The sequence below is a fragment of the bacterium genome, assembly GCA_040757115.1.
Classification (GTDB): Bacteria; UBA9089; CG2-30-40-21; order CG2-30-40-21; family SBAY01; genus JBFLXS01.
The window spans coordinates 1-19,623 of record JBFLYA010000033.1 but is presented as its reverse complement, the minus strand read 5'-3'; the positions used below and the strand labels follow the sequence as shown (position 1 = coordinate 19,623).

General features: G+C 35.7%; 17 protein-coding genes and 1 tRNA gene. 5 read left to right on the top strand and 13 right to left on the bottom strand.

Going from position 1 to position 19,623, the window contains the following annotated elements:
- Positions 1-7: 7 nt before the first annotated feature.
- The 3 genes from gyrA to AB1422_04385 form a co-directional block, all read right to left on the bottom strand.
- Positions 8-2,449 (bottom strand): DNA gyrase subunit A, encoded by a 2,442-nt coding sequence (gyrA, locus tag AB1422_04395; protein ID MEW6618575.1) that lies wholly within the window; start codon positions 2,447-2,449, stop codon positions 8-10.
- Between the two features lie 70 nt (positions 2,450-2,519).
- Positions 2,520-2,891 (bottom strand): four helix bundle protein, encoded by a 372-nt coding sequence (locus AB1422_04390; protein ID MEW6618574.1) that lies wholly within the window; start codon positions 2,889-2,891, stop codon positions 2,520-2,522.
- Between the two features lie 39 nt (positions 2,892-2,930).
- Positions 2,931-3,019 (bottom strand) — tRNA-Leu (locus AB1422_04385).
- A gap of 440 nt (positions 3,020-3,459) precedes the next feature.
- On the opposite strand from AB1422_04385, the gene AB1422_04380 reads away from it, so the two are divergent.
- From AB1422_04380 to AB1422_04360, 5 genes are read left to right on the top strand one after another with little or no spacing between them, the layout of a single operon-like run.
- On the top strand, positions 3,460-5,349 hold the full coding sequence (locus tag AB1422_04380; protein ID MEW6618573.1) for a hypothetical protein: 1,890 nt from the start codon (positions 3,460-3,462) through the stop codon (positions 5,347-5,349).
- Positions 5,346-5,873, top strand: a complete 528-nt coding sequence (locus tag AB1422_04375) for a hypothetical protein (protein ID MEW6618572.1) — start codon at positions 5,346-5,348, stop codon at positions 5,871-5,873. Before AB1422_04380 ends, AB1422_04375 begins: the two co-directional genes overlap by 4 nt.
- Entirely contained in the window at positions 5,854-6,279 is a 426-nt protein-coding gene (locus tag AB1422_04370; protein MEW6618571.1) for a hypothetical protein, read from the top strand. Before AB1422_04375 ends, AB1422_04370 begins: the two co-directional genes overlap by 20 nt.
- The gene (locus AB1422_04365) at positions 6,276-7,361 is read left to right on the top strand and encodes a hypothetical protein (GenBank protein MEW6618570.1); all 1,086 of its coding nucleotides are present in this window, start codon (positions 6,276-6,278) and stop codon (positions 7,359-7,361) included. The genes AB1422_04370 and AB1422_04365 overlap by 4 nt, the downstream gene beginning before the upstream one ends.
- An 11-nt stretch (positions 7,362-7,372) precedes the next feature.
- A complete protein-coding gene (locus AB1422_04360; protein MEW6618569.1) occupies positions 7,373-8,575 on the top strand; it encodes a type II secretion system F family protein in 1,203 nt (400 codons plus the stop codon).
- A 341-nt stretch (positions 8,576-8,916) separates the two neighbouring features.
- Here AB1422_04360 and AB1422_04355 read toward each other — a convergent pair whose 3' ends face one another.
- The 10 genes from AB1422_04355 to AB1422_04310 form a co-directional block, all read right to left on the bottom strand.
- Positions 8,917-10,374, bottom strand: a complete 1,458-nt coding sequence (locus tag AB1422_04355) for a glycosyltransferase family 39 protein (protein MEW6618568.1) — start codon at positions 10,372-10,374, stop codon at positions 8,917-8,919.
- A 182-nt stretch (positions 10,375-10,556) separates the two neighbouring features.
- Complete coding sequence (locus AB1422_04350) at positions 10,557-11,021, bottom strand: class I SAM-dependent methyltransferase (protein MEW6618567.1); 465 nt, start codon at positions 11,019-11,021, stop codon at positions 10,557-10,559.
- Between the two features lie 125 nt (positions 11,022-11,146).
- Positions 11,147-11,317 carry a hypothetical protein gene (locus AB1422_04345; GenBank protein MEW6618566.1) on the bottom strand — a complete coding sequence of 57 codons (171 nt, stop codon included), beginning with the start codon at positions 11,315-11,317 and terminating at the stop codon, positions 11,147-11,149.
- Positions 11,318-11,338: 21 nt separating this feature from the next.
- Complete coding sequence (locus tag AB1422_04340) at positions 11,339-12,046, bottom strand: polyprenol monophosphomannose synthase (protein ID MEW6618565.1); 708 nt, start codon at positions 12,044-12,046, stop codon at positions 11,339-11,341.
- 15 nt (positions 12,047-12,061) lie between these two features.
- Complete coding sequence (locus tag AB1422_04335; GenBank protein ID MEW6618564.1) at positions 12,062-12,886, bottom strand: class I SAM-dependent methyltransferase; 825 nt, start codon at positions 12,884-12,886, stop codon at positions 12,062-12,064.
- Positions 12,887-13,331: 445 nt separating this feature from the next.
- The gene (locus tag AB1422_04330; GenBank protein ID MEW6618563.1) at positions 13,332-14,240 is read right to left on the bottom strand and encodes an NAD(P)-dependent oxidoreductase; all 909 of its coding nucleotides are present in this window, start codon (positions 14,238-14,240) and stop codon (positions 13,332-13,334) included.
- Positions 14,237-14,953 carry a polyprenol monophosphomannose synthase gene (locus AB1422_04325; GenBank protein MEW6618562.1) on the bottom strand — a complete coding sequence of 239 codons (717 nt, stop codon included), beginning with the start codon at positions 14,951-14,953 and terminating at the stop codon, positions 14,237-14,239. Before AB1422_04325 ends, AB1422_04330 begins: the two co-directional genes overlap by 4 nt.
- A 2-nt stretch (positions 14,954-14,955) precedes the next feature.
- Positions 14,956-15,333 (bottom strand): cupin domain-containing protein, encoded by a 378-nt coding sequence (locus AB1422_04320; GenBank protein ID MEW6618561.1) that lies wholly within the window; start codon positions 15,331-15,333, stop codon positions 14,956-14,958.
- 161 nt (positions 15,334-15,494) lie between these two features.
- Positions 15,495-15,809, bottom strand: a complete 315-nt coding sequence (locus AB1422_04315; GenBank protein MEW6618560.1) for a hypothetical protein — start codon at positions 15,807-15,809, stop codon at positions 15,495-15,497.
- 304 nt (positions 15,810-16,113) lie between these two features.
- Positions 16,114-19,434: an alpha-amylase family glycosyl hydrolase gene (locus AB1422_04310; GenBank protein MEW6618559.1), complete on the bottom strand. Its 3,321-nt coding sequence runs from the start codon at positions 19,432-19,434 to the stop codon at positions 16,114-16,116.
- Positions 19,435-19,623 lie beyond the last annotated feature (189 nt).

Genomic DNA, 19,623 nt, shown 5'->3' with positions numbered 1-19,623 from the left:
TTTTATTTTAGTTCAAGGCAGTTATTTCCTTTTCTTCACTAACTACTGGTGCGGCATCAACTACTTTATCTCCTTCTTTAAGTCTGATTAATCTAACTCCTTGTGTATTTCTGCCGATGGTGGAGATGCCTCGTGCCGGGCAACGAATGATCATCCCGGAGGCAGTAATCATTATTACTTCAGTATCATCATTTACCTCATAAATACTTACGACTGGTCCATTTCGTGGCTCGGTTTTAATGTCAATGACCCCCATTCCTCCCCTTGACTGACGACGATACGCATCAAATTCTGTTCTTTTCCCATAGCCGTTAGCGGTAATAGTCAAGAGTGTCCATCCTTGACGAGCGACCTCCATACCAACAACATAATCCCCTTTTCTTAATCTTATTCCTCGAACACCTGAAGCCGTTCGGCCTGTATGACGAACCTGGCTTTCGCTAAACTTAATTGCCTTGCCAGACATCGTGGATAAAATAATATCATCATTTCCATTTGTTCGTTCCACCTTTATTAATTCATCATCTCCGATTAATGATAAGGCAATAATTCCACCACTCCTTGGCCGACTGTATTCAATCAGGCGTGTTTTCTTAACCAATCCTTTGCGCGTCGCCATAATCAAATAATCTTGGTCATTAAATTCTGCAATCGGTATAGATGTAGCAATCTTTTCATCTTCGCTTAATTTAAGTAGATTAACAATCGCTTTCCCTCTGCTTGTTCGACCTCCCTCTGGCAAATCATAGACTTTTAACCAATAAACCCGACCTTTAGTGGTAAAAAAGAGGATATAATTATGTGTTGAGGCAATATATAGTTGGTCAACAAAATCTTCTTCTTTAGGAATCATACCGGTCACACCGACTCCACCACGATGCTGCATTTTATAAGTAGTCAGTGGTAATCGCTTAATATAGCCGGTATGACTGATAGTGATGACCATATTTTCATCGGCAATCAGGTCTTCCATATTAAATTCCACTGCCTCCTTAATTATTTGAGTTCGTCTTGGGTCAGCGTAGTCCTTTTTTATCTTAAGTAAATCATTTTTAATTAAATTCATAACTTTTTGTTTAGAATCAAGGATAGATTTTAGTTCGGCAATAGTCTTTATCAAGGCTAAATACTCAGCATTCAGTTTATCCTGTTCCAATGCCGTTAATCTTTGCAATTGCATTTCTAAGATAGCCTGTGCCTGTTTTTCCGTTAATTCGAACTGGGCAATTAATGCTATCCTTGCCTCTTGTGGACTCTTAGATTTTTTAATAGTCTTAATTACCTGGTCAAGATTTGCCAGGGCAATTTTTAATCCTTCAAGGATATGAGCGCGCTCTTCGGCTAATTTCAGGTCGTATTTAGTTCTTCGGATAATGACCTCCTGGCGATGTTTGAGGTATAGTTCCATTATCTCTTTGAGGTTCAATACCTTAGGTTGATTATCCACTAAAGCCAACATAATCACACCAAAGGTAACTTGCATCTGGGTATGTTTATAAAGTTGATTTAAGATGACCTGCGGATTTTCATCCCGTTTTAATTCGATGAATATCCGAATGCCATCACGGTCAGATTCATCCCGAAGTGCGGATATTCCCTCTATCTTTTTCGTCTTAACCAATTCTGCAATCTTTTCAATAAGACTTTTTTTATTGACCTGATATGGTATTTCAGTAATGATAATCGCTTCTTTACCACTTTTCAATGATTCTGTTGTCGCATTAGCCCGTAAGATGATTTTGCCTCGACCGGTGTTGTAACTTTCCTTTATGCCATCAATACCAAAAATTGACCCGCCAGTAGGAAAGTCTGGCCCTGAGATAATCTGGATTAACTCTGAAATATCTATTGCTGGGTTGTCAATTAAGGCAATAATTCCATCCACTAATTCCCCTAAATTATGAGGTGGGATATTGGTTGCCATACCAACAGCAATTCCCGAAGAGCCATTCAGGAGTAAATTAGGCAAGTTGGCAGGCAGGACGGTGGGTTCTTTTAGTGTTTCATCAAAATTTGGGACAAAATCTACGGTTTGTTTGTCTATATCTTTAAGTAATTCTTCGGCGAATTTATGCAGTCGAACCTCAGTATATCGCATCGCCGCCGGGGCATCAGCATCAATCGAACCAAAGTTACCCTGACCATTAATTAAAGGATAGCGATGTGAAAAATCCTGAACCATACGGACGATAGAATCATAAACTGCCATATCCCCATGGGGATGATATTTACCTAAAACCTCACCAACGATTCTGGCAGATTTTTTATAAGGTTTATCTGAATCCATACCTAATTCATTCATAGCATAAAGGACTCGGCGATGCACGGGTTTTAGCCCGTCCCGGACATCAGGTAATGCCCGACCGATAATGACACTCATCGCATAATCAAGATAAGAATTTTTCATCTCATCTTCAATATAAATCGGAATAATCGTTTCTTTTTTCATTTTCCCTCCATAATTAGCGAATTAGTGAATTAGCGAATTAGTGAATTAGTAGATTAGTGGAATAAGGTTATTACTCATTAGACTTTTGGGACTCAATATTTTGAATATAACCGCTAATTCCCTTAGATAACCCTTCATATTCTTCATCTATTTCTTTAAACTTTTCCTCTGAAATGTATTTTCTTCCACAAGCAACCTTTAAGTGACTCCTTGTCTCCTCTAGTTCACCCCTTGCGGTATACAACACTCGTATTTTATCAGCAAAATAATATCTACCATGACTCTCAGCAATGTTGGCAATTATAGAGTTGGCTGATCTACGAGTATCAATTACCAGGGCATATCGTTCCTCTACAGGATATGTAGAAGTAATCTCATAGATCTTCATAAGAATCTCATATCCTTTCTGCCATATCTTTAGAGCATAAAAGGACTTTGCCATTTTTTATTCTCCAATCTCTAATCTCTAATTCGCTTAAACTGGTGCCGAAGGTGGGAGTCGAACCCACATGGGTGCAAGCACCCGCTGGATTTTGAGTCCAGTGCGTCTGCCAATTTCACCACTTCGGCATCCTTGAAAATCAATACCTCTTTTCTTTAATATTAGTAAGCGTTCAGCCATCAGCAATCAGTTAACAGCCAGGAAATCAGGATAGTAACAAATCCTACAATTTTGAGTAAAGGGTGTCTATGTGTCTGGTAGTCTATGTAACCCAGACACTTAGACACCCAGATACCAGACTACCTGAACGGTTACTAATATTATAATAAATAAATCTATATTTGTCAAATCTTTTATTAATTTTTTCAGAAATTTCCCACGAACATAAAAGGCTGAAGGAAACTGGCTTTAGCCTTCAGCCTTTTTGTGGAATTTCTGTAAGCAAATAAATTTAATATCTTGACATTTTTATCTTTTTATGCTATATTTAAATTAGGGCAAGGTAACGGTTAAAGATTTATCTCAACCTAAACCTAAACCTTAACCTTAAAAAAGGGGTGAGGAAAAAATGAAAAGATTAATTTTAAACAATGAGGGCATCGCCCTACTTTTAGCTTTATTAGTTGTTTTAGTTTTGTTATCTTTCGCTGTGGTTTATCTTGTGATAACTCAGACAGGCATACAGAAAACATCTTTAGATGAAAGTTATGTCAGTGCTCTATCGATTGCTGAGGCAGGGGCAGAACGCGCTGTCTGGAAAGCAAAAGATATGTGGCTAAATCAGGGACAAGTCTGGACCGCAGGACTTGGAAATGAAGACACTCCAGAAAAGATAAAAGATGGAGTTGTAGAAGTTGGTTCTTATTATGTAACAGTTGAAAATCTGGGCAGAAGTATGAATTACTCACTGGGGACACTCACCTGCAAGTTAAAAATTACCTCTATTGGTAGAAAAGGAAAGGAAGAACAAGTGACATTAGGTAGTGCAGTGCGAGGCGTAGAAGTAATTATGGAATTAATTGGTGCTGGTGCGGCAGTAATTACCTCAGATGTGTTCGATTATGCCTATTTCCTTAATAACTGGGGCTGGTGGGCTTGGGGAGGTGGTAATGTTGGACAGGTGCCTCGAGAATGGGTCCGTGGGGATATGCGGTCTAACGGAAGATTTGATTTCTGGCCTGTTTGGGGTTATAATCAAGCACCCCGGGTGGATGGACATGTCTATGCAAAACTTGAAATTGATGAACATTTTGACATACTGCCTTACCATTCTCATCTTCGAGGTGCAGCAGGCACCTGTGACGACCATTGGTCTAATTTTGAACTCCCAGGAGAAGGTGAAATTGTTTATCCGCCACATCCTGAACCTAAAAATCTTCCTTATCAACATCCTAATGCCGGAAAAGGAGATATGCCTAATTTACAAAACCAACAATATTACCGAGACTTAGCCACCGGAACACTCCGCGCTTATTTCCCTGATGAAGTTACAATTAATGGAATTTACGGTGATGGAGAAACCTATAAAGGCGTGCCGGTTAGAAGTATTGTGTTAGAAGGAAAACCAACTAAACCTATAGAATTAAATGGCGCAGTGTATGTTGAGGAAGATGTAATTATTAAAGGATATGTTACCGGACAGGGAACAATTTATGCCGGCAGAAACATTTACATTGCCGATAGCATTTTCTATAACAATCCACCAAGTGAGTTAGATGACCCGACTCTTGCTGGTTATTTCCCACAAACCACTAATCCTAATAAATATCCATCTGACTGTGAAAAGGAAGCCTGGTATCTGGCAAATGCAAATAAGGATATATTAGCTATGGCCGCCAGAGAAAGTATTATCCTCGGCGATTATACTCACTCTTACTGGTATTCTGATTACTATGGATTGTTTGATATGGGCAGTGAAGATGTTGGAAAAGATGGGATACCTGGTACATTCGATGAAGGGGAAGGTGATGGAGAATTCGGCGACCAGGGTTGGGGCTGGGAGAAAAATTATGAAGACCTCGATGAAGATAATATCTTTGACACCGTTCATGGCTATTCTCAAGGACAAAATTATGATTGGTCAAATGTAACGGTGACAGGTCTAAATAGTAAATATTCTGATGCCCTGGATTACTCTGGTAAAGAATTTGGTAATCGTGGTAGCATTAATACCTATGGTGCCTTTTCCCCTTATTATGTTTCTCAGATAGATGCGGTTTGCTATACACAACATTTTATGGCGGGTAGACTTAATAATCCGGTTTCTAATGGAGGATTAATCTCAAAAGATGAAGTGATGGTATATTCTACTAAGTTCATCTGGAATTATGATTATCGAATTCATTCTGATTATCGCGCTGACCCAAATTGGCCAATTAATTTGAGACTCCCACCTACACAAGGACAACAAGTAAATGCCGGGATAAATATTATTAGTTGGAAGGAGGTAAATCCATGAAAGATTTTTGTAAATTTCTTATAATTTGTTTCATCATTTTTAGTAGCACTAAAGCAATAGCAGGTATCCCACTTGAGAAGGAAATTACCCCGGATGAGGCAAAGGCAAGATATGAGGAGATGAAAAGACAAAAAGAACAAATGGCAAGAGACCTCTTAGAGGAAAAACAAAAAAAAGAAGAACAACAACAAATACAAAAACTTATTCAACTTCCACCCCCATCTGTTCCCAAAGAGGAAAAACCACCTAAAAAGATAAAACAAGGCGAGGAATCAAAAGAAGAAAAAGCCATTCTTACACCTGCACAACAGGAGGCAAAAGGAATTGTTCCTGGAGTGGTCCCCACTGAAAAAAAGGCTGAAGAAATCAAGAAAATAGAAAAACAGGAAAAAATAGCTCAAGAATTTAAAAATAAAAGAAACATTTCCATTATCCTGGTAATTATAGTGATGATAACCACAATAGTTCTTCTATTTAGAAGTATGTATAAAGGAAAACCTAAAGATGGAAAAAAGGAAGAGTGAGTTTGGTGTTAGTCTCGTAGAATTAATGATTGCCGCATTAATTCTAATTGTTGGCGTAATGAGTATTGTTAATATGTTTATGAAAGGGACAATGAATGTGGTAACAACTTCAAATGCTAATGAGGCAATGAATCTATGTCGAACAAAGTTGGAAGAGGTTAAAATGCGGCAATTAGATTATACCTCATTAATTACCCAACCATTACCATTTCCAACCAGTGGAACAGCAACCATAGGTTCTTGCAAAGGCAGCTGGACAATCACGATTGAAGGAATTAATGATTCAACTGGAGAGGTAACCTCACCAGCAAGTGGTAATTATTTAAGGGTCACGGTTGAAGTTGGCTGGCAGGAAAATATAGTTCATAAAAGAAGACTATTTACTTACATAGGAAATATATCATGAAAAACAGACAGGGATTTACAATTATAGAGGCAATATTTAGTATGATAGCTTTAGCTATTATATTGATTATTATTATTGATTTTATGAGGGCGGGATTAAGAAGTTGGATAGGCGAACAACCATTCATCAATGTTCAAAATACGGCAAGGGAAATTGTAAGTGGAAGCGGTAATTGGCGCGGGATGGAATCTGAGTTGCGTGAATTACAAGCTATTTTAAATGCTGACCCTGATAAAACAGAATTTTATTTAAGAAACAATAAAATCAGATTTATTGGACCGGTAGCCATTGTGAATGGGACAGATAGCATCTGTTCAACATTGGCTTATAAAGGTGATATTCAATCAATCGGCACTGGAAGTATTCCCATGGCAAATAGGCAAGATGCAATCTTAATCACTGTAGGCACAAGTGGGAGTTTATACTCAATCCCAGGAGATATAAATGGCGATGGAACAGCAACTTTGGCGGAAAGAGATAGTTCCGATGATTATGCCCGTGGTTGGCTTATGAGTTGTGGAAAGGATGCCGTGATTTTGATGGGAAATAATACCGTAAATACTATATGTTACACAAAAAACCGGGGAGATGATGTCCAGGTCGTTCCAGCAGGAAATTCTACAGGTATTGGTAAAATATTAGTTACGCCAGGCAATAATGGAATATTGGATTCAATTCCTGGTGATTATAATGGAGATGGAGATAATGAAGATGCCACTGATGTGCGAAATTCAAATAATTTCATCAGTTCTGCGGTTATCAGTTATGAATATCTTCCAGGAACAAATACTATCATCCGCAAGATAAATGAAGATAAACCAGATTCTAAACGGCATTTAGGACCGTATCTTGTCGCAGAAGATATTGCTACTTTTACCATTACTTATTATGGCACAGATGGAGTAACGACAATTCCCTATGGGACAGTAACTCTTGAAGAGGTAAATTCAATTGGAATGATTGAGATTAAAGGTGAGGTTAAAACTTATCCAAAAGGTGGTGTTGGCAAAGGGACGGTGAGCGCCACATTTCAAACAAGAATTCAACCTCGAGCTATAAATCCAGCATATCGAAGAAAATAAGGAAAGGTATAATGCCACGATTTACTTATAAAGCCTCTAATCAAGAAGGTAAAATTTTACAGGGAATAATAGAAGGCAATAAACCAGAAGTAATAATTGACAAATTAAGAAAACAAAGTCTCTTTCCAATAGAAATTAAAGAGGAAGTTCAAAAAAAAGGTATTGGAGGCTTTTTTAAGCAGATAAAATCTAAAGATATTCTTGCATTTACTCAATCTTTATCAAGTCTGCTTGATGCCGGTATGCCATTGGATAAAAGTCTTGGTGTTTTAGAGGAATTAACCAAAAATCAAAGGTTAAAAACGGTTATCTATGAGATAAAAAGAGAGATTGAAAAAGGAAATCCTTTATCCGATGCATTAGCCAACCATTCAGAATTTTTCTCCCCACTTTATATAAATATGGTCAAGGTAGGAGAGGCAAGTGGCTCAATAGAACTTATCTTAAATAGATTAACAGATTTTATGGAAAAAGATGAAGATTTAAAAGAATATCTCAGGTCGATAATGGCATATCCGTGTATTTTAATCTTATTTGTTATCGTGGCGATTACTATTCTCTTTACATTTGTTGTGCCAAGATTTATTACTATCTTTAATGAGATGGGTGAAAGTCTACCTTTAATTACCTTACTGCTGATCTCCGTGACTAAATTTATACTCAATTGGTGGTGGGTGATTTCAGGAATAGTCTTAATTTCTATCTTTGGATTTAAAGGGTATCTTGGAACGACAAAAGGACGATATTCATTTGACCAATTCAAATTAAAAATGCCTGTGTTAGGTCCGATAGTAGAAATGATAGCTGTGAATAGATTTAGTAAAAGTCTGGGAACTTTATTAAAAGGCGGCGTGGCATTATTACCGTCATTGCTTATAGTTAAATCTGCTGTGGGTAATGCAGTGATAGCAAAAGGGATATCTGATGTTCATGGAAGCATAAAAGAAGGCGAAAAGATAGCTACACCTCTTAGAGCAACAGGTGTATTTCCTGACCTTTTGGTTGAAATGGTTGCCTGTGGTGAAGAAACGGGTAATTTAGAGGATATGTTGAATAAGATTGCCAGTACCTATGAGACAAAAATTAGAAATTCATTACGAGGTTTAATTGCCTTATTAGAGCCGGGCATAATATTATTTATGGGATTAATCGTTGCCTTTATTTTTGCCGCTATTTTATTACCTATTTTTGGAATGAGTGAATTGCCATTTTAACCCAACTTCATACTTTCAAAAAAGGTAACTATTCAGCCACAGATGGACACGGATAAAACACGGATTTTATTTTTTTATCCGTGCTAATCCACCTCAATCAGATTACTATTCGCCAACCATAACTGCTGTGTATTTTACTTTAATGGGGTATTCCAATTCTGGTGAATATTTCCAGGCTAATAATTCAATCTATTATGTTTTTTGATAAACTCTTTCCCAAAAGGCATAACCAAAATATTGTAGACTTCAAATGCACATTCTCGGTTCTTTTTTCATATTTTAAACTCATTCTATTTTATCCGTGTCAATCTGTGTTAATCAGTGGCTGAACAGTTACAGTGTTACCTTAATTCTCCTTTCGTGTCCCCGGAATCTTTCATAAGACAATGCATATCTTTAGCAAGTAATATTATTCCTATTACTGTTATTAAAAGCATCATAAGAGAAAAAGGATAATAAGTGGCATAAGAAAGGTATGTGCCAAAGGATATTGGAGTTTCAGGGATAAATTTTACTAAGAAGGGTTTTAATATTAATAATGGATTATCTGGCGTTATCTCAAAACATGCACTTCCACACATTAATATTGCCCAACTCCTTCTTATTTTACTTCTATAAAACATAAGGTATGTTCCTATAGGTATAATGATTGGGATGAAAAATAATGTCCATCTCCATGTTTCAACCCTCTCTCCTCTACAACATATAAGAGTAAGTATTAATAAACCTATAAAAGTTAAAATAGCACCAAAAATCTCTTGATTTTTTAGCCTAAATTCATTAAATATTCCTTGTTCTCTAAACAACATTAAGACTAAAAGTGGACAGATAAGCCATGTATAGTGTAAATCCGTAGAAATTTTTGAGAATAGTAATATCCCAAATATCCATAAAAAGGAATTTCGTAATAGTTCTATTTTTTTATCCTCTAATCTAAATTTGATCATATACCAGAAGATAAAAATAACTCCAATGATAAGAAATGGAGTAGCTATTTGATTAAAGAATAAATTAATAGGATGATTTGAATGAGGAGGAATAGGATTTAAGTCTTTAGATATTACAGTATGTGTAGTAATGTAATGAATAACATTAACATAAAATCCTGCTAATAAACGTAGGAAGTTTAAAGGAGACAATAAGCATAAGTTAAAAATAGTTGTTGCCATGCCAATATAAGGGTGTAATACCTGTGGCCCAGAGTTGAAATAAAAGGGAAAAAGGATTAAAAAAAATGTAATACACATAAAACTAATGTATTTTAATAGATTTATAAATCCGACTTTTTTGTATAAATAATATATTATAGCAGGGAAAACAGGAACCATATGAATTGCAAATCCTAATGTTATTCCATAACTGACCATTGCTAAAGTAAATCTATTTTTAATTAAAAGATATATAGAAAGTAACATGAAACATATGTACATGTTATCATTATTACCTAATGCCCCAGAACTAAGTAAAGGAAGATATGAGAAAGTATAAAGGAATGAACCAAATTTTGCTGTTGCCTCATTAACTAATTCTTTTATAAGAGAAAAGAGAATTATCATCGTCAAACAATCAAATATTATACTTGGGAATTTCAATAGGATATAATTTTCACCAAATACCTTTATCCAACTTGCAAATACAATTGCAGTAAGTGGACCATACGAAAAGGGTATTTTATTTTCTAAAGGTATTCTATAAAGGGGTTGATTATTTAGTAATAATTTTGCACCACCTATATATGCATAAAAATCATGAGGAGTTTCTGGAAAGTTTACATAGATATATGCAAATATTAGCCGCATAAAGATTCCATATAATAAGACCCAAAATAAAAAATGGATATTATTAATTTTTTTTATGTTTTTATTATCCATGTCTAAACTTCTCTACGATATTTACAATATTAATTCTGTGTTATTGTTTTAATCAACCCTTTGGTTCAAAATTGCTATACATAAACTTTTATATTGCATATATTTTCACTTCATTTTTTAGCTTTTACAAATAGAACCATGCCCAGGCTAATGTTTCTTATTTCTAAAGCACTAAAGTATTTCTCAAGACAAACTTTTAATCGTTTTTCAGTATATTTATTTGGATGTAAGATTTTCCTTGTAAATCCCCTTTTTCGGGCAATCAATTCAAGAATAGTAGATTCTAACATTTTGAGTAACAAAGAATTATAATTAGGTGTACTGAGTAAAATTATTCCTTCTGATTTCAATACCCTTTTTATTTCTCCTAAAAAAAACGGAATATTCATTACATGTTCGATAACTTCTGTACATAAGACTATATCAAAAAACTCATCTTCAAATGGATATTTCTGATCCACAGCAACTAGTTTATATCGTTCTTTACCTTTGTGATAATGTTTCCAGCAAAATTCAATTGCCTTTTTGTCTATATCAACTCCATATACTTGCTGATGGAGTAAATTATCTAACAGACTAGTGCTCTGTCGCTACTCAATTGATGTCCCCCGCTGGCGGGGGATTAAGGGGGTGGAATATGAAATCTGAAATAGAAGAATCCACCCCCTACCCCCGCCAGCGGGGGACAACGGCCAATCAATCACTTGAATGGCGACAGAGCACTAGAACCACATCCTACATTTAGCACTTTATAATCCTGCGGCAAAAGTTTTAACTCTTTTATAATCTCATCCTTGATAGGAGAATGGTAAATACTCCACGGGAATTTATATATTCCTAATGAATTTTTGAAGTAGTCTTGGCTTAACATTTTTCACCACTTACTATATTTTTAGAATCCCAAAATTAATTTCCAAGGAGTAATAATTGCTTCTTTGATAATGTAGCCAGACATCTTGGAAATACCAACTCGCCGGTCAACAAAAATTATACTTATTTCTTTAACTCTAAATCCTTTTTTTACACATTTGTAATTCATTTCAATCTGGAATGCATATCCATCTGAGTGTATCTTATTCAGATCAATAGTTTCTAATACCTTTCTTCTAAAACATTTAAATCCCCCGGTAATATCTCTAATTTTCAATCTTGTAATAAATCGGGCATAGAAACATCCTGCAATGCTAAGAAGTAGACGATTCAAAGACCACTTTACTACACTAATTCCTTCACTATATCTTGAACCTATGACTACATCATTATCTTCAATAGCCTTCAAGAATTGGGGTAAGTATTGAGGATCGTGAGAAAAATCAGCATCCATTTGAAAGATTAAATCAAAATCTCTTTCTAATGCATATTTGAATCCACACACATATGCTGATCCTAATCCTTGTTTTGATGGTCGATGAATCACATGAAGGCGAGTATTTTCTATAGATAATTTATCTACAATTTTTCCTGTACCATCACAAGAATTATCATCAATGACTAAGATATGAAAATTTTCTTTCATTGAAAAAATTTGGTTAAGAAGAGGTTCAATATTCTCAGCTTCATTGTAAGTAGGAATAATAATGAGTGATCGTAGAGTAGACATTGAAAGTCTCCTTTTCTATTTTTTATAAGATATCAATAACAATTCAGTACCATCTTTCCCTTCTAACAGGTAATATTTCTCTAAGTACTTAGCTATAAATGGGATAAAAAGATTTCGCCAACTGGAAAATAGTATCCATCTATTAAAAATTTTCTTGGTAATCAAGGAAATGGCAGAGAAAAAAAGGAATCGACCATAAGTGGCATAAGCTTCTTTTGGGAAAAAATACTCACATATTACAACTTCAAATCCTGTTTGTTCCAATTTTTCCTTCCACACACCAGGAGAATAAAAATGATATTCCTGCCAAAGTAACCTTAATAATTTGTTCATTAGATTTGGGAAAAAATTTATTCCTACTTGTCGCATCCATGGGAAAGGGCTATAAACTTCCCTTAATTTACTTGGGACCGTAAAAATAAAATAGCCATCTTTTTTCAAAACTCGATATATTTCCTTAAGTGCATTTTCTAAATTTGGTATATGCTCTATTACACAATTACTTGAAACTGTTTTAAAGGATTCTGAAGAAAATGGTAATTTCTCCACACTTCCCACCAGTAGATTTTTATAAATCTTTTTTCTTCGTGCCAGAGCAATTTCGCTCATAGACAAATCAATACCCATAAATATGGAATCATCAAATAACATAGAAGCAAAAATTCCATCTCCACATCCAATATCTAATATAGGATCAATAAGTTTTTCTTTATGTTCCTTTATTTTTCGATATTCAATAATTCTTTGAAGTACATGGCACACTGGAGCATGTAATAAATATTCTTGTAGTTTTTTTTTACACTCAATTTTTTCTCTTTTATCAACTACTAATTCTTTCATCCCATTAATAAATTCCCTCCTTCTTAAATAGAGCTCTCTCAACCTCTCCAGAGCTCGGATTTGACTGAAGTTTAAAACCAACCGTTTTTTATCTTCCCCCCAATTTTTGGTGGTGTCTGAAAATAACGCTAATAGTGAAATCTATTCAGATTTGGTGTAAAAAAGGGGATAAGGAGATAAAGGGAGATATGGAGATTATTCATTGTAATTTGCAAAATTTTAGAATGAATTTATCTCCATAATCCCCATATCTCCTTTTCTTACACTATTTCAACCTTTATGCTAGTGCTCTGTCGCTACTCAATTGATGTCCCCCGCTGGCGGGGGATTAAGGGGGTGGAATATGAAATCTGAAATAGAAGGATCCACCCCCTACCCCCGCCAGCGGGGAACAACGGCCAATCAATCACTTGAATGGCGACAAGGCAATAGTTACAAAAATTCTTTATGAATCCCATTCGTCTTTCATTCTATTTTTTACATTGTTAAATCTTCTTATATGCCTTAATGTTTCGTCAATACTGAGGAATTTAGTCTTTAATACCTTTTGTGCTTTTAAAGAACAAAGTGATAAATCTCGCGGTCTTAATCCTTTATCTATTTTATCTTCGTATCTTTCTTCCTTAACCAAGTTTAAATCTAAGTTAAATTCTTTAGCTATCTTCAAAGCAAATCCAAACCGATTGATTCGTTCTCTACCTGCCAGATGAAAAGTTCCTTCTATGTTTCTCTGCATTATTTCCTCAATCATCTCTGTTAAACTAGGCAGATATGTAGGAGTATTGAATATATTAGAATATGCATTAACCTCTTTTCTTTGCACTAACTTTTCCTTTACCCAATCAATGAAATCATCGTTATATCCAAAGATACCTCCCGTGCGGCAAATAACATAATCAGAGAGTTTCTCTTTAATTATTTCTTCACCCTTTAATTTACTCTGGCCATAACAAGTTTGGGGGTTAGGGATATCTTCTTCTGCATACCAACCTTTCTCTCCATCAAAGACATAATCACTGGATATAAATATTAATTTTATCCCTAATTCCTCACATATTTCTACGATATTTTGAGTTCCTACTACATTAACTAACCATGTATCCTCTGGGTGTTCTTCGCAATAAAAGACATCTTTAATCGCCGCACAGTGGATAATAAAATCGGGTTTTATTTCCAGAACTATCTTCCATAGGAGTGAGTTATCTAATATATCTACCGTTTTTACCTTAAGTTCTGGTGGAATATTCTCCCATATTTTATCTATACCGCTTATTTCATATCCTGAAGAAAAAAATCTTTTAAGAAAATAATTGCCTAATTTACCATTAGCGCCTGTAATTAATCCTTTTTTCATTTGATTTTCCGCCATCTTAACTGCCAAACATAATAAAGATATCTAAGTCCTTCTTTTAGAACAATAAGTTTTGTCTTCCCATACTCTCTTTTTCCATAATCTATTTCTATCTCTGTAACCTTATAACCTTTTTTAACTGCCATGTATAAAAATTCAATCAGGAAGACATTCCCTTGATATTTCAGGTAAGGTTTTATATCATCAAAAACCTTTTTCTTAAACATCCTAAAGCTATGTGAGGTATCAGTTTGAGATAATCCTGTACACATCCGGGTAATTGTCTGTCCTATTTCGCTAACATAACAGGCTAATAAAGATTTACCTGCCATTATCTGTCCTTTTTTATGGATTAAGTATCTAGAACCGATAACAATGTCATAATCCTCCATCTTGCTTAACATTAAAGGAAAATATTTAGGGTTATGACATAAATCTGCATCAATACAAACTATTATTTCTTTTTTTGCCAGCTCAAATCCTTCTATCCATGCTTTAGCTAAACTTTTTTCTCCCTCCCTTACCTTTAATCTCACATTTTTATTTTGAAGGGCAAATTGTTTTACTGTCTCTATCGTTCCATCTGTTGAATTATCATCAATGATAACTATCTCCCCATCTATTTTATTATCTTTAAATACCTCTTGAATAGCAGGAACTAAAATTTCGATATTTCCCTTCTCATTATATGTTGGGATAACAACAGATAATTCCAAATCTATATTTCTCCTTCTGGTTGATAGCGATAAATATCAGGCGCCTCTTTATCTAATATCTCGGAAAGCATATTTATCCATTTTGAATCTATATTAGCCTTAAATCTATGCACTTCAAAAGGTTCAACAATAAATATATCCCCTTTTTTAGCCTTAAATTCCATTTTTTGTAAGTCGTCTTTAAGACTATATATCTCTACATCAATATCCCCTTCGATAATATAAAATAGTTCTGTGGTAAATTTGTGATAATGATTTCCTCTCATAACATTAGCACATGTCTCAATGATATTAATCTCTTTCCAAATATGGTCATGGGTTATTCCTAAAAATACCCCACGGTTATCTTCAAAAATGACATAAGGTTTTAGTCGTTTCATCTTATATTTTTCCTTTACTGATAGGAATTTGCTTTTGGAGTGTCTTGACTGTTATATCCATTTTTGGTTCTTCTGGTGGGAAGATTTTACCACAAATTTTATCCTTTGTCAACAAAAAATTCGGCTCTTTTGAAAAAAATCTGACCCGAATGGTGTTTTCGCTATGGTTTCATAAATAGCGGGAAAATAAAGCGTAATAAAATTATGGCAAAAAAACCTATCACAATGATAGCAAATAAAAAACATCCCTTTTTTACATTCGCCGTTGTCCATAAAAATTCCTCTTTCCCCTTATCCATAATTTCCATTTTTTGCTGAACAAGTAAATTTTTAATATTTTCGGGTAGGTCATTTATAGAATTTATTTTCTTTTCTTGAAGGCTCTCTTTCTTTTCCTTACGAAAGATTTTGTTGCATAAATTGCAACATAAAGCATCATCTGAATTTTCATAACCACATTTAGGACATACTAACATAATAATATATATTTTATCATAGAATTAATTTTTCGCAAGTAAAATTTGAGTAACTATTCAGGTAACCGTTCAGGTGGTAATTTACCGCAGAGACGCAGAGGAACGGAGAAGACAGGGAAATAAATCAGATAACAGAAAAGATTATTGATGCAATACATAGGACATCAAAACCAAATTGTTAATCAATCATGAGATGTCGGTCCTCAAAAGATTGCTCTGATGAAAATCAGGGATGGAATGAAGTGTATGGTAAATAGTTTTTTATTTTTTTCTCTGCGTCTCTGTGGCATCTTGCGGTGAACGGTTACCTCATTTTATTAAATTGATATTTTGCCTTTTCGGCGGATTGGATGAATTTACGGACAACTTCATATCGCTCAATGATACCAGTGGGTTCATCTACGATTGAAACTATAAAGAGCCAATTCATCAACTCCTCAAAACTCTCCTTGTGAAAATACAATACCCCTTCATATCTATTTAAATGAATGTAATTTTGAACCTCCGTGTCTTTTAAGATATTAATTAAAGGATTTTTAACCCACTGGTGATGCTTAATCAAAATCTTTATCAAAAATTCCTGACGATAAGCCACCCAGTCCTCTGTTCCCATTGCCTGAATAGTTTGTCGAATAATCTTGCCCAGCAACCATTCATCAACCCAGGTCAGGCTTTGTTCCTCATAATCAGTTGTCTGTGTTTTTATCCGTCCTAAGGAATAAACCACCAGCCAGATTAACAAAATTCTTTTATTGTTAGGATAGGTGTGGAAAAAGTCAATAGCCTCAGGGACATCCAATTTTTCCAGTTGGAGTGCCGCCAAAAAAACTCTTTTTAAATGACTAATAACCGTTTCGACATCACCCAGTCCTTCGCTAAAGTGTTTAACTGCCCACAGCAATGCCCTGATTTTATCCTCAAATTCGTTTATCTCACCACCAGCCAATTTATGAAGGGTGTCTGGATTTATAATTGCCGTAAAAGGTGTGTGGATTGGTTTAAGATAGAGCTCGGTGACTGCCTCTTCAATATTTGGCACACCGCGACCGTTGAGGAAATTTGTTAGATTCCGATAGTGTCCTTCAGGGGTGTCATATATTTCACGGAAATCCATAAAGATATGGTATTTGAATGCATCTAACTGGACATACAGTCCATTTTGGGCAATTTCTCGCCCCTGACGGATGTATTCAAGTCCAGTTTTGTAATCTTTAAAGATATAATAATATGGGTCATCGGTTTTTAATTTTAGTCCATCGGCTAATGTTTTCTGGATGAGGTGTTTGCCATCAAGCGAAAAAGCGGCAGATGTTTTAATCCAGCCAGCGGCCTGCTCAAATTTATTGTGATAAAGGATAATCGCTCTCTCATCTCCACACATATTAGAATAGGCAAAGACATTTTCATTTACATAGCCGTGTTGATTATAAAAATCATAAAGCAGAAAATTTTCAACACCACTGAACAGGTATCGTTTTTTCATTAAAGGGAATATTTCGCTTTCGTGTCGCCAGACGAGATTCCAGTCCACCTGTTCATCCCAGTATGCCCTTCGATACTCCATCCCATATTTTTCTCCAAACCCTTCGATTTGTCCATGACCAAACATAGGTAAGCCAGGCATTGTGACCATCATCAAAAGCACACCAAAATATTTATCATCTTTGCCAAATTGAGCTACAGCGGTTTCTTCATCCGGGTTATTCATAAAATTAACAAACCGCTTCAATATTTGGGGGTTAAATTCTAATACATTTTTTATTACCGAGCGATATTTTGCATTTTCTTCCATTTTAAGCATGTTCATAAAGGCACTATTATAGACGCGGTGCATACCAAGTGTGCGAACAAAATAACCTTCCATCAGCCAGAAAGCCTCTGCCAGAAGTAGTGTCTCAGGCACCTCAGCCGCAACTCGGTCAACCACCTCTCTCCAGAATTCTGCAGGAAAGAGTTGGTCAAATTCTTTTTTAGTTATGCCATATTCAGCCCTTGATGGAATATCACCACCACTACCAGGTTGGGGAAACCAGAGTCGTTGATAGTGTTTTTTAACCAGCGTCATTGCCGCATCAAAACGGATGATGGGAAATTGCCTGGCGACATGAAGGATTGTCTGGATAACTGCTTCACGCACCTCTGGCATCAGAAAATTCAACTGAGCCGTATCATTCCAGGGCATATGCGTGCCATCATTGCCGTGATAAATGTATCTTTCGTCGCCAGTCCAATGGTCAACTCGTTTAAAGACAACTGCCGCATCCTGCCTATTCCAATAACCATCCTCGATATAAATCCCAACTCGCTCATCCCAGGATAGATTAACCCCGGTAAACCGATATGAGGGAAAAGGGCTGTGTCTTAAGTGAATAAACCAGTCAGAATGTTCAATCATCCATTTTGAGTATATGCCCATATGATTTGGCACCATATCGCTGGATAATCGAATACCGTGACTAAATGCCCGATGTCGCAAATTCATAAGTGCAGACTCCCCTCCTAAATCCTCAGCAATGGTGTAGTCATAAAGTGAGTAGGCTGATGAGATTGCCTCTGGATTTCCACAAATCTGCTTTATTTTTTGGGAGGCTGGACTTCTTTCCCATAAACCAATCAGCCACAAAGCCGTAAATCCCCATCTGGCTAAAATATCTAATTCCTCATCAGGTATCTCATCCAGCTTAGTTATGGCTCGGTGATATTTTTTAGATAATTGCTCCAGCCAGACATAGACATTTTTGGCTATTAAAACTACATTTGGCATCCAATCTGCATCCGGGCTAAAACGCTCATATTCAGGGCCCAAACCAGTATCAATGAGTTTGAAATCCGGGACTAATGTTGGTCCGGCGCCAATTGCCCGAAATTTGTCTTCTTCTTTGATTAAATCAAGTGCCAGTAAAATGCGGTAAAGAAGGTCTTTTGAGAGCAAATGAGCCCAATTTTCTCTAATATAAGCCAGTTGACCTGTTAACGAATGCGGTGATGCCTTTACTGGTGCCCTTAAAAAATCAATCAGACACTCTTCTTTTGCACCAAATCGCGGCTGAGTGTTAAAATAATCAATAAGTGAACTTACAATTTGTGGATAGGGTGTTGTTTTCTTTAATTCAAAATCCTCAAACAATTCAGCAAACGATAAGAAAGCAGGATTATTATTGGCTAAATATAGACAAATCATCTCTTCTGTCAGGATTTCAGAATGGGGTATACCGTTGGTTTCTGCTTTAAGATACGCCTCTTTAGATTGCCTTTCTTGATAGACGAGAAGTGGTGGGAATTCATCGATAAATTTAAGCAGGGTGCAATTAATTATTTCCGCACCAAATTTGTCATTTAGCCACTTGACGGCATTCTTCAAGGCGCCGGGATTTTTATCCTGGCGATACCGACCGCAAACATAATGAATGATTTCATCAATTAATCCCATAGCATTGATGTGGCTGGCACGGACAGGCTCCATAAAACCAGTTGTCCAATCACGGCGTTGGTTTATTTTTTGAGCAAATAGCCGAACCGCATAAAAATCTGTTAGAACGGCATTTCCAGACAAACAATAGATATTTTCGTCAAACTGATAGCGAAGTCTTGATTTTTTAGAGATATGAAATTCAACACACGACATTTTTATTCCTTACACTTTCTCAGAATCTGGAGTTTCGTGAATTTATTCATCATGGTTTAACTATAACCTTGCAATATAAATTCCAAATCACAAATTCCAAATTCCAAATAAATTCCAAGCACCAAATTCCAAAACCTATTGCTTTATCAATTTTGTTAAAGGGAGTTGAATATTTTGCTCAATAATGTC

What these genes read in the sequence shown, in the direction of transcription:
- AB1422_04375 (MEW6618572.1), top strand. Translation starts at nt 5,346, where the DNA reads ATGAAAGATTTTTGTAAATTTCTTATAATTTGTTTCATCATTTTTAGT.
- AB1422_04315 (MEW6618560.1), bottom strand. Translation starts at nt 15,809, where the DNA reads ATGTTAGTATGTCCTAAATGTGGTTATGAAAATTCAGATGATGCTTTA.
- gyrA (MEW6618575.1), bottom strand. Translation starts at nt 2,449, where the DNA reads ATGAAAAAAGAAACGATTATTCCGATTTATATTGAAGATGAGATGAAA.
- AB1422_04355 (MEW6618568.1), bottom strand. Translation starts at nt 10,374, where the DNA reads ATGCGGCTAATATTTGCATATATCTATGTAAACTTTCCAGAAACTCCT.
- AB1422_04370 (MEW6618571.1), top strand. Translation starts at nt 5,854, where the DNA reads ATGGAAAAAAGGAAGAGTGAGTTTGGTGTTAGTCTCGTAGAATTAATG.
- AB1422_04365 (MEW6618570.1), top strand. Translation starts at nt 6,276, where the DNA reads ATGAAAAACAGACAGGGATTTACAATTATAGAGGCAATATTTAGTATG.
- AB1422_04310 (MEW6618559.1), bottom strand. Translation starts at nt 19,434, where the DNA reads ATGTCGTGTGTTGAATTTCATATCTCTAAAAAATCAAGACTTCGCTAT.
- AB1422_04330 (MEW6618563.1), bottom strand. Translation starts at nt 14,240, where the DNA reads ATGAAAAAAGGATTAATTACAGGCGCTAATGGTAAATTAGGCAATTAT.
- AB1422_04320 (MEW6618561.1), bottom strand. Translation starts at nt 15,333, where the DNA reads ATGAAACGACTAAAACCTTATGTCATTTTTGAAGATAACCGTGGGGTA.
- AB1422_04390 (MEW6618574.1), bottom strand. Translation starts at nt 2,891, where the DNA reads ATGGCAAAGTCCTTTTATGCTCTAAAGATATGGCAGAAAGGATATGAG.
- AB1422_04345 (MEW6618566.1), bottom strand. Translation starts at nt 11,317, where the DNA reads ATGTTAAGCCAAGACTACTTCAAAAATTCATTAGGAATATATAAATTC.
- AB1422_04360 (MEW6618569.1), top strand. Translation starts at nt 7,373, where the DNA reads ATGCCACGATTTACTTATAAAGCCTCTAATCAAGAAGGTAAAATTTTA.
- AB1422_04335 (MEW6618564.1), bottom strand. Translation starts at nt 12,886, where the DNA reads ATGAAAGAATTAGTAGTTGATAAAAGAGAAAAAATTGAGTGTAAAAAA.
- AB1422_04340 (MEW6618565.1), bottom strand. Translation starts at nt 12,046, where the DNA reads ATGTCTACTCTACGATCACTCATTATTATTCCTACTTACAATGAAGCT.
- AB1422_04380 (MEW6618573.1), top strand. Translation starts at nt 3,460, where the DNA reads ATGAAAAGATTAATTTTAAACAATGAGGGCATCGCCCTACTTTTAGCT.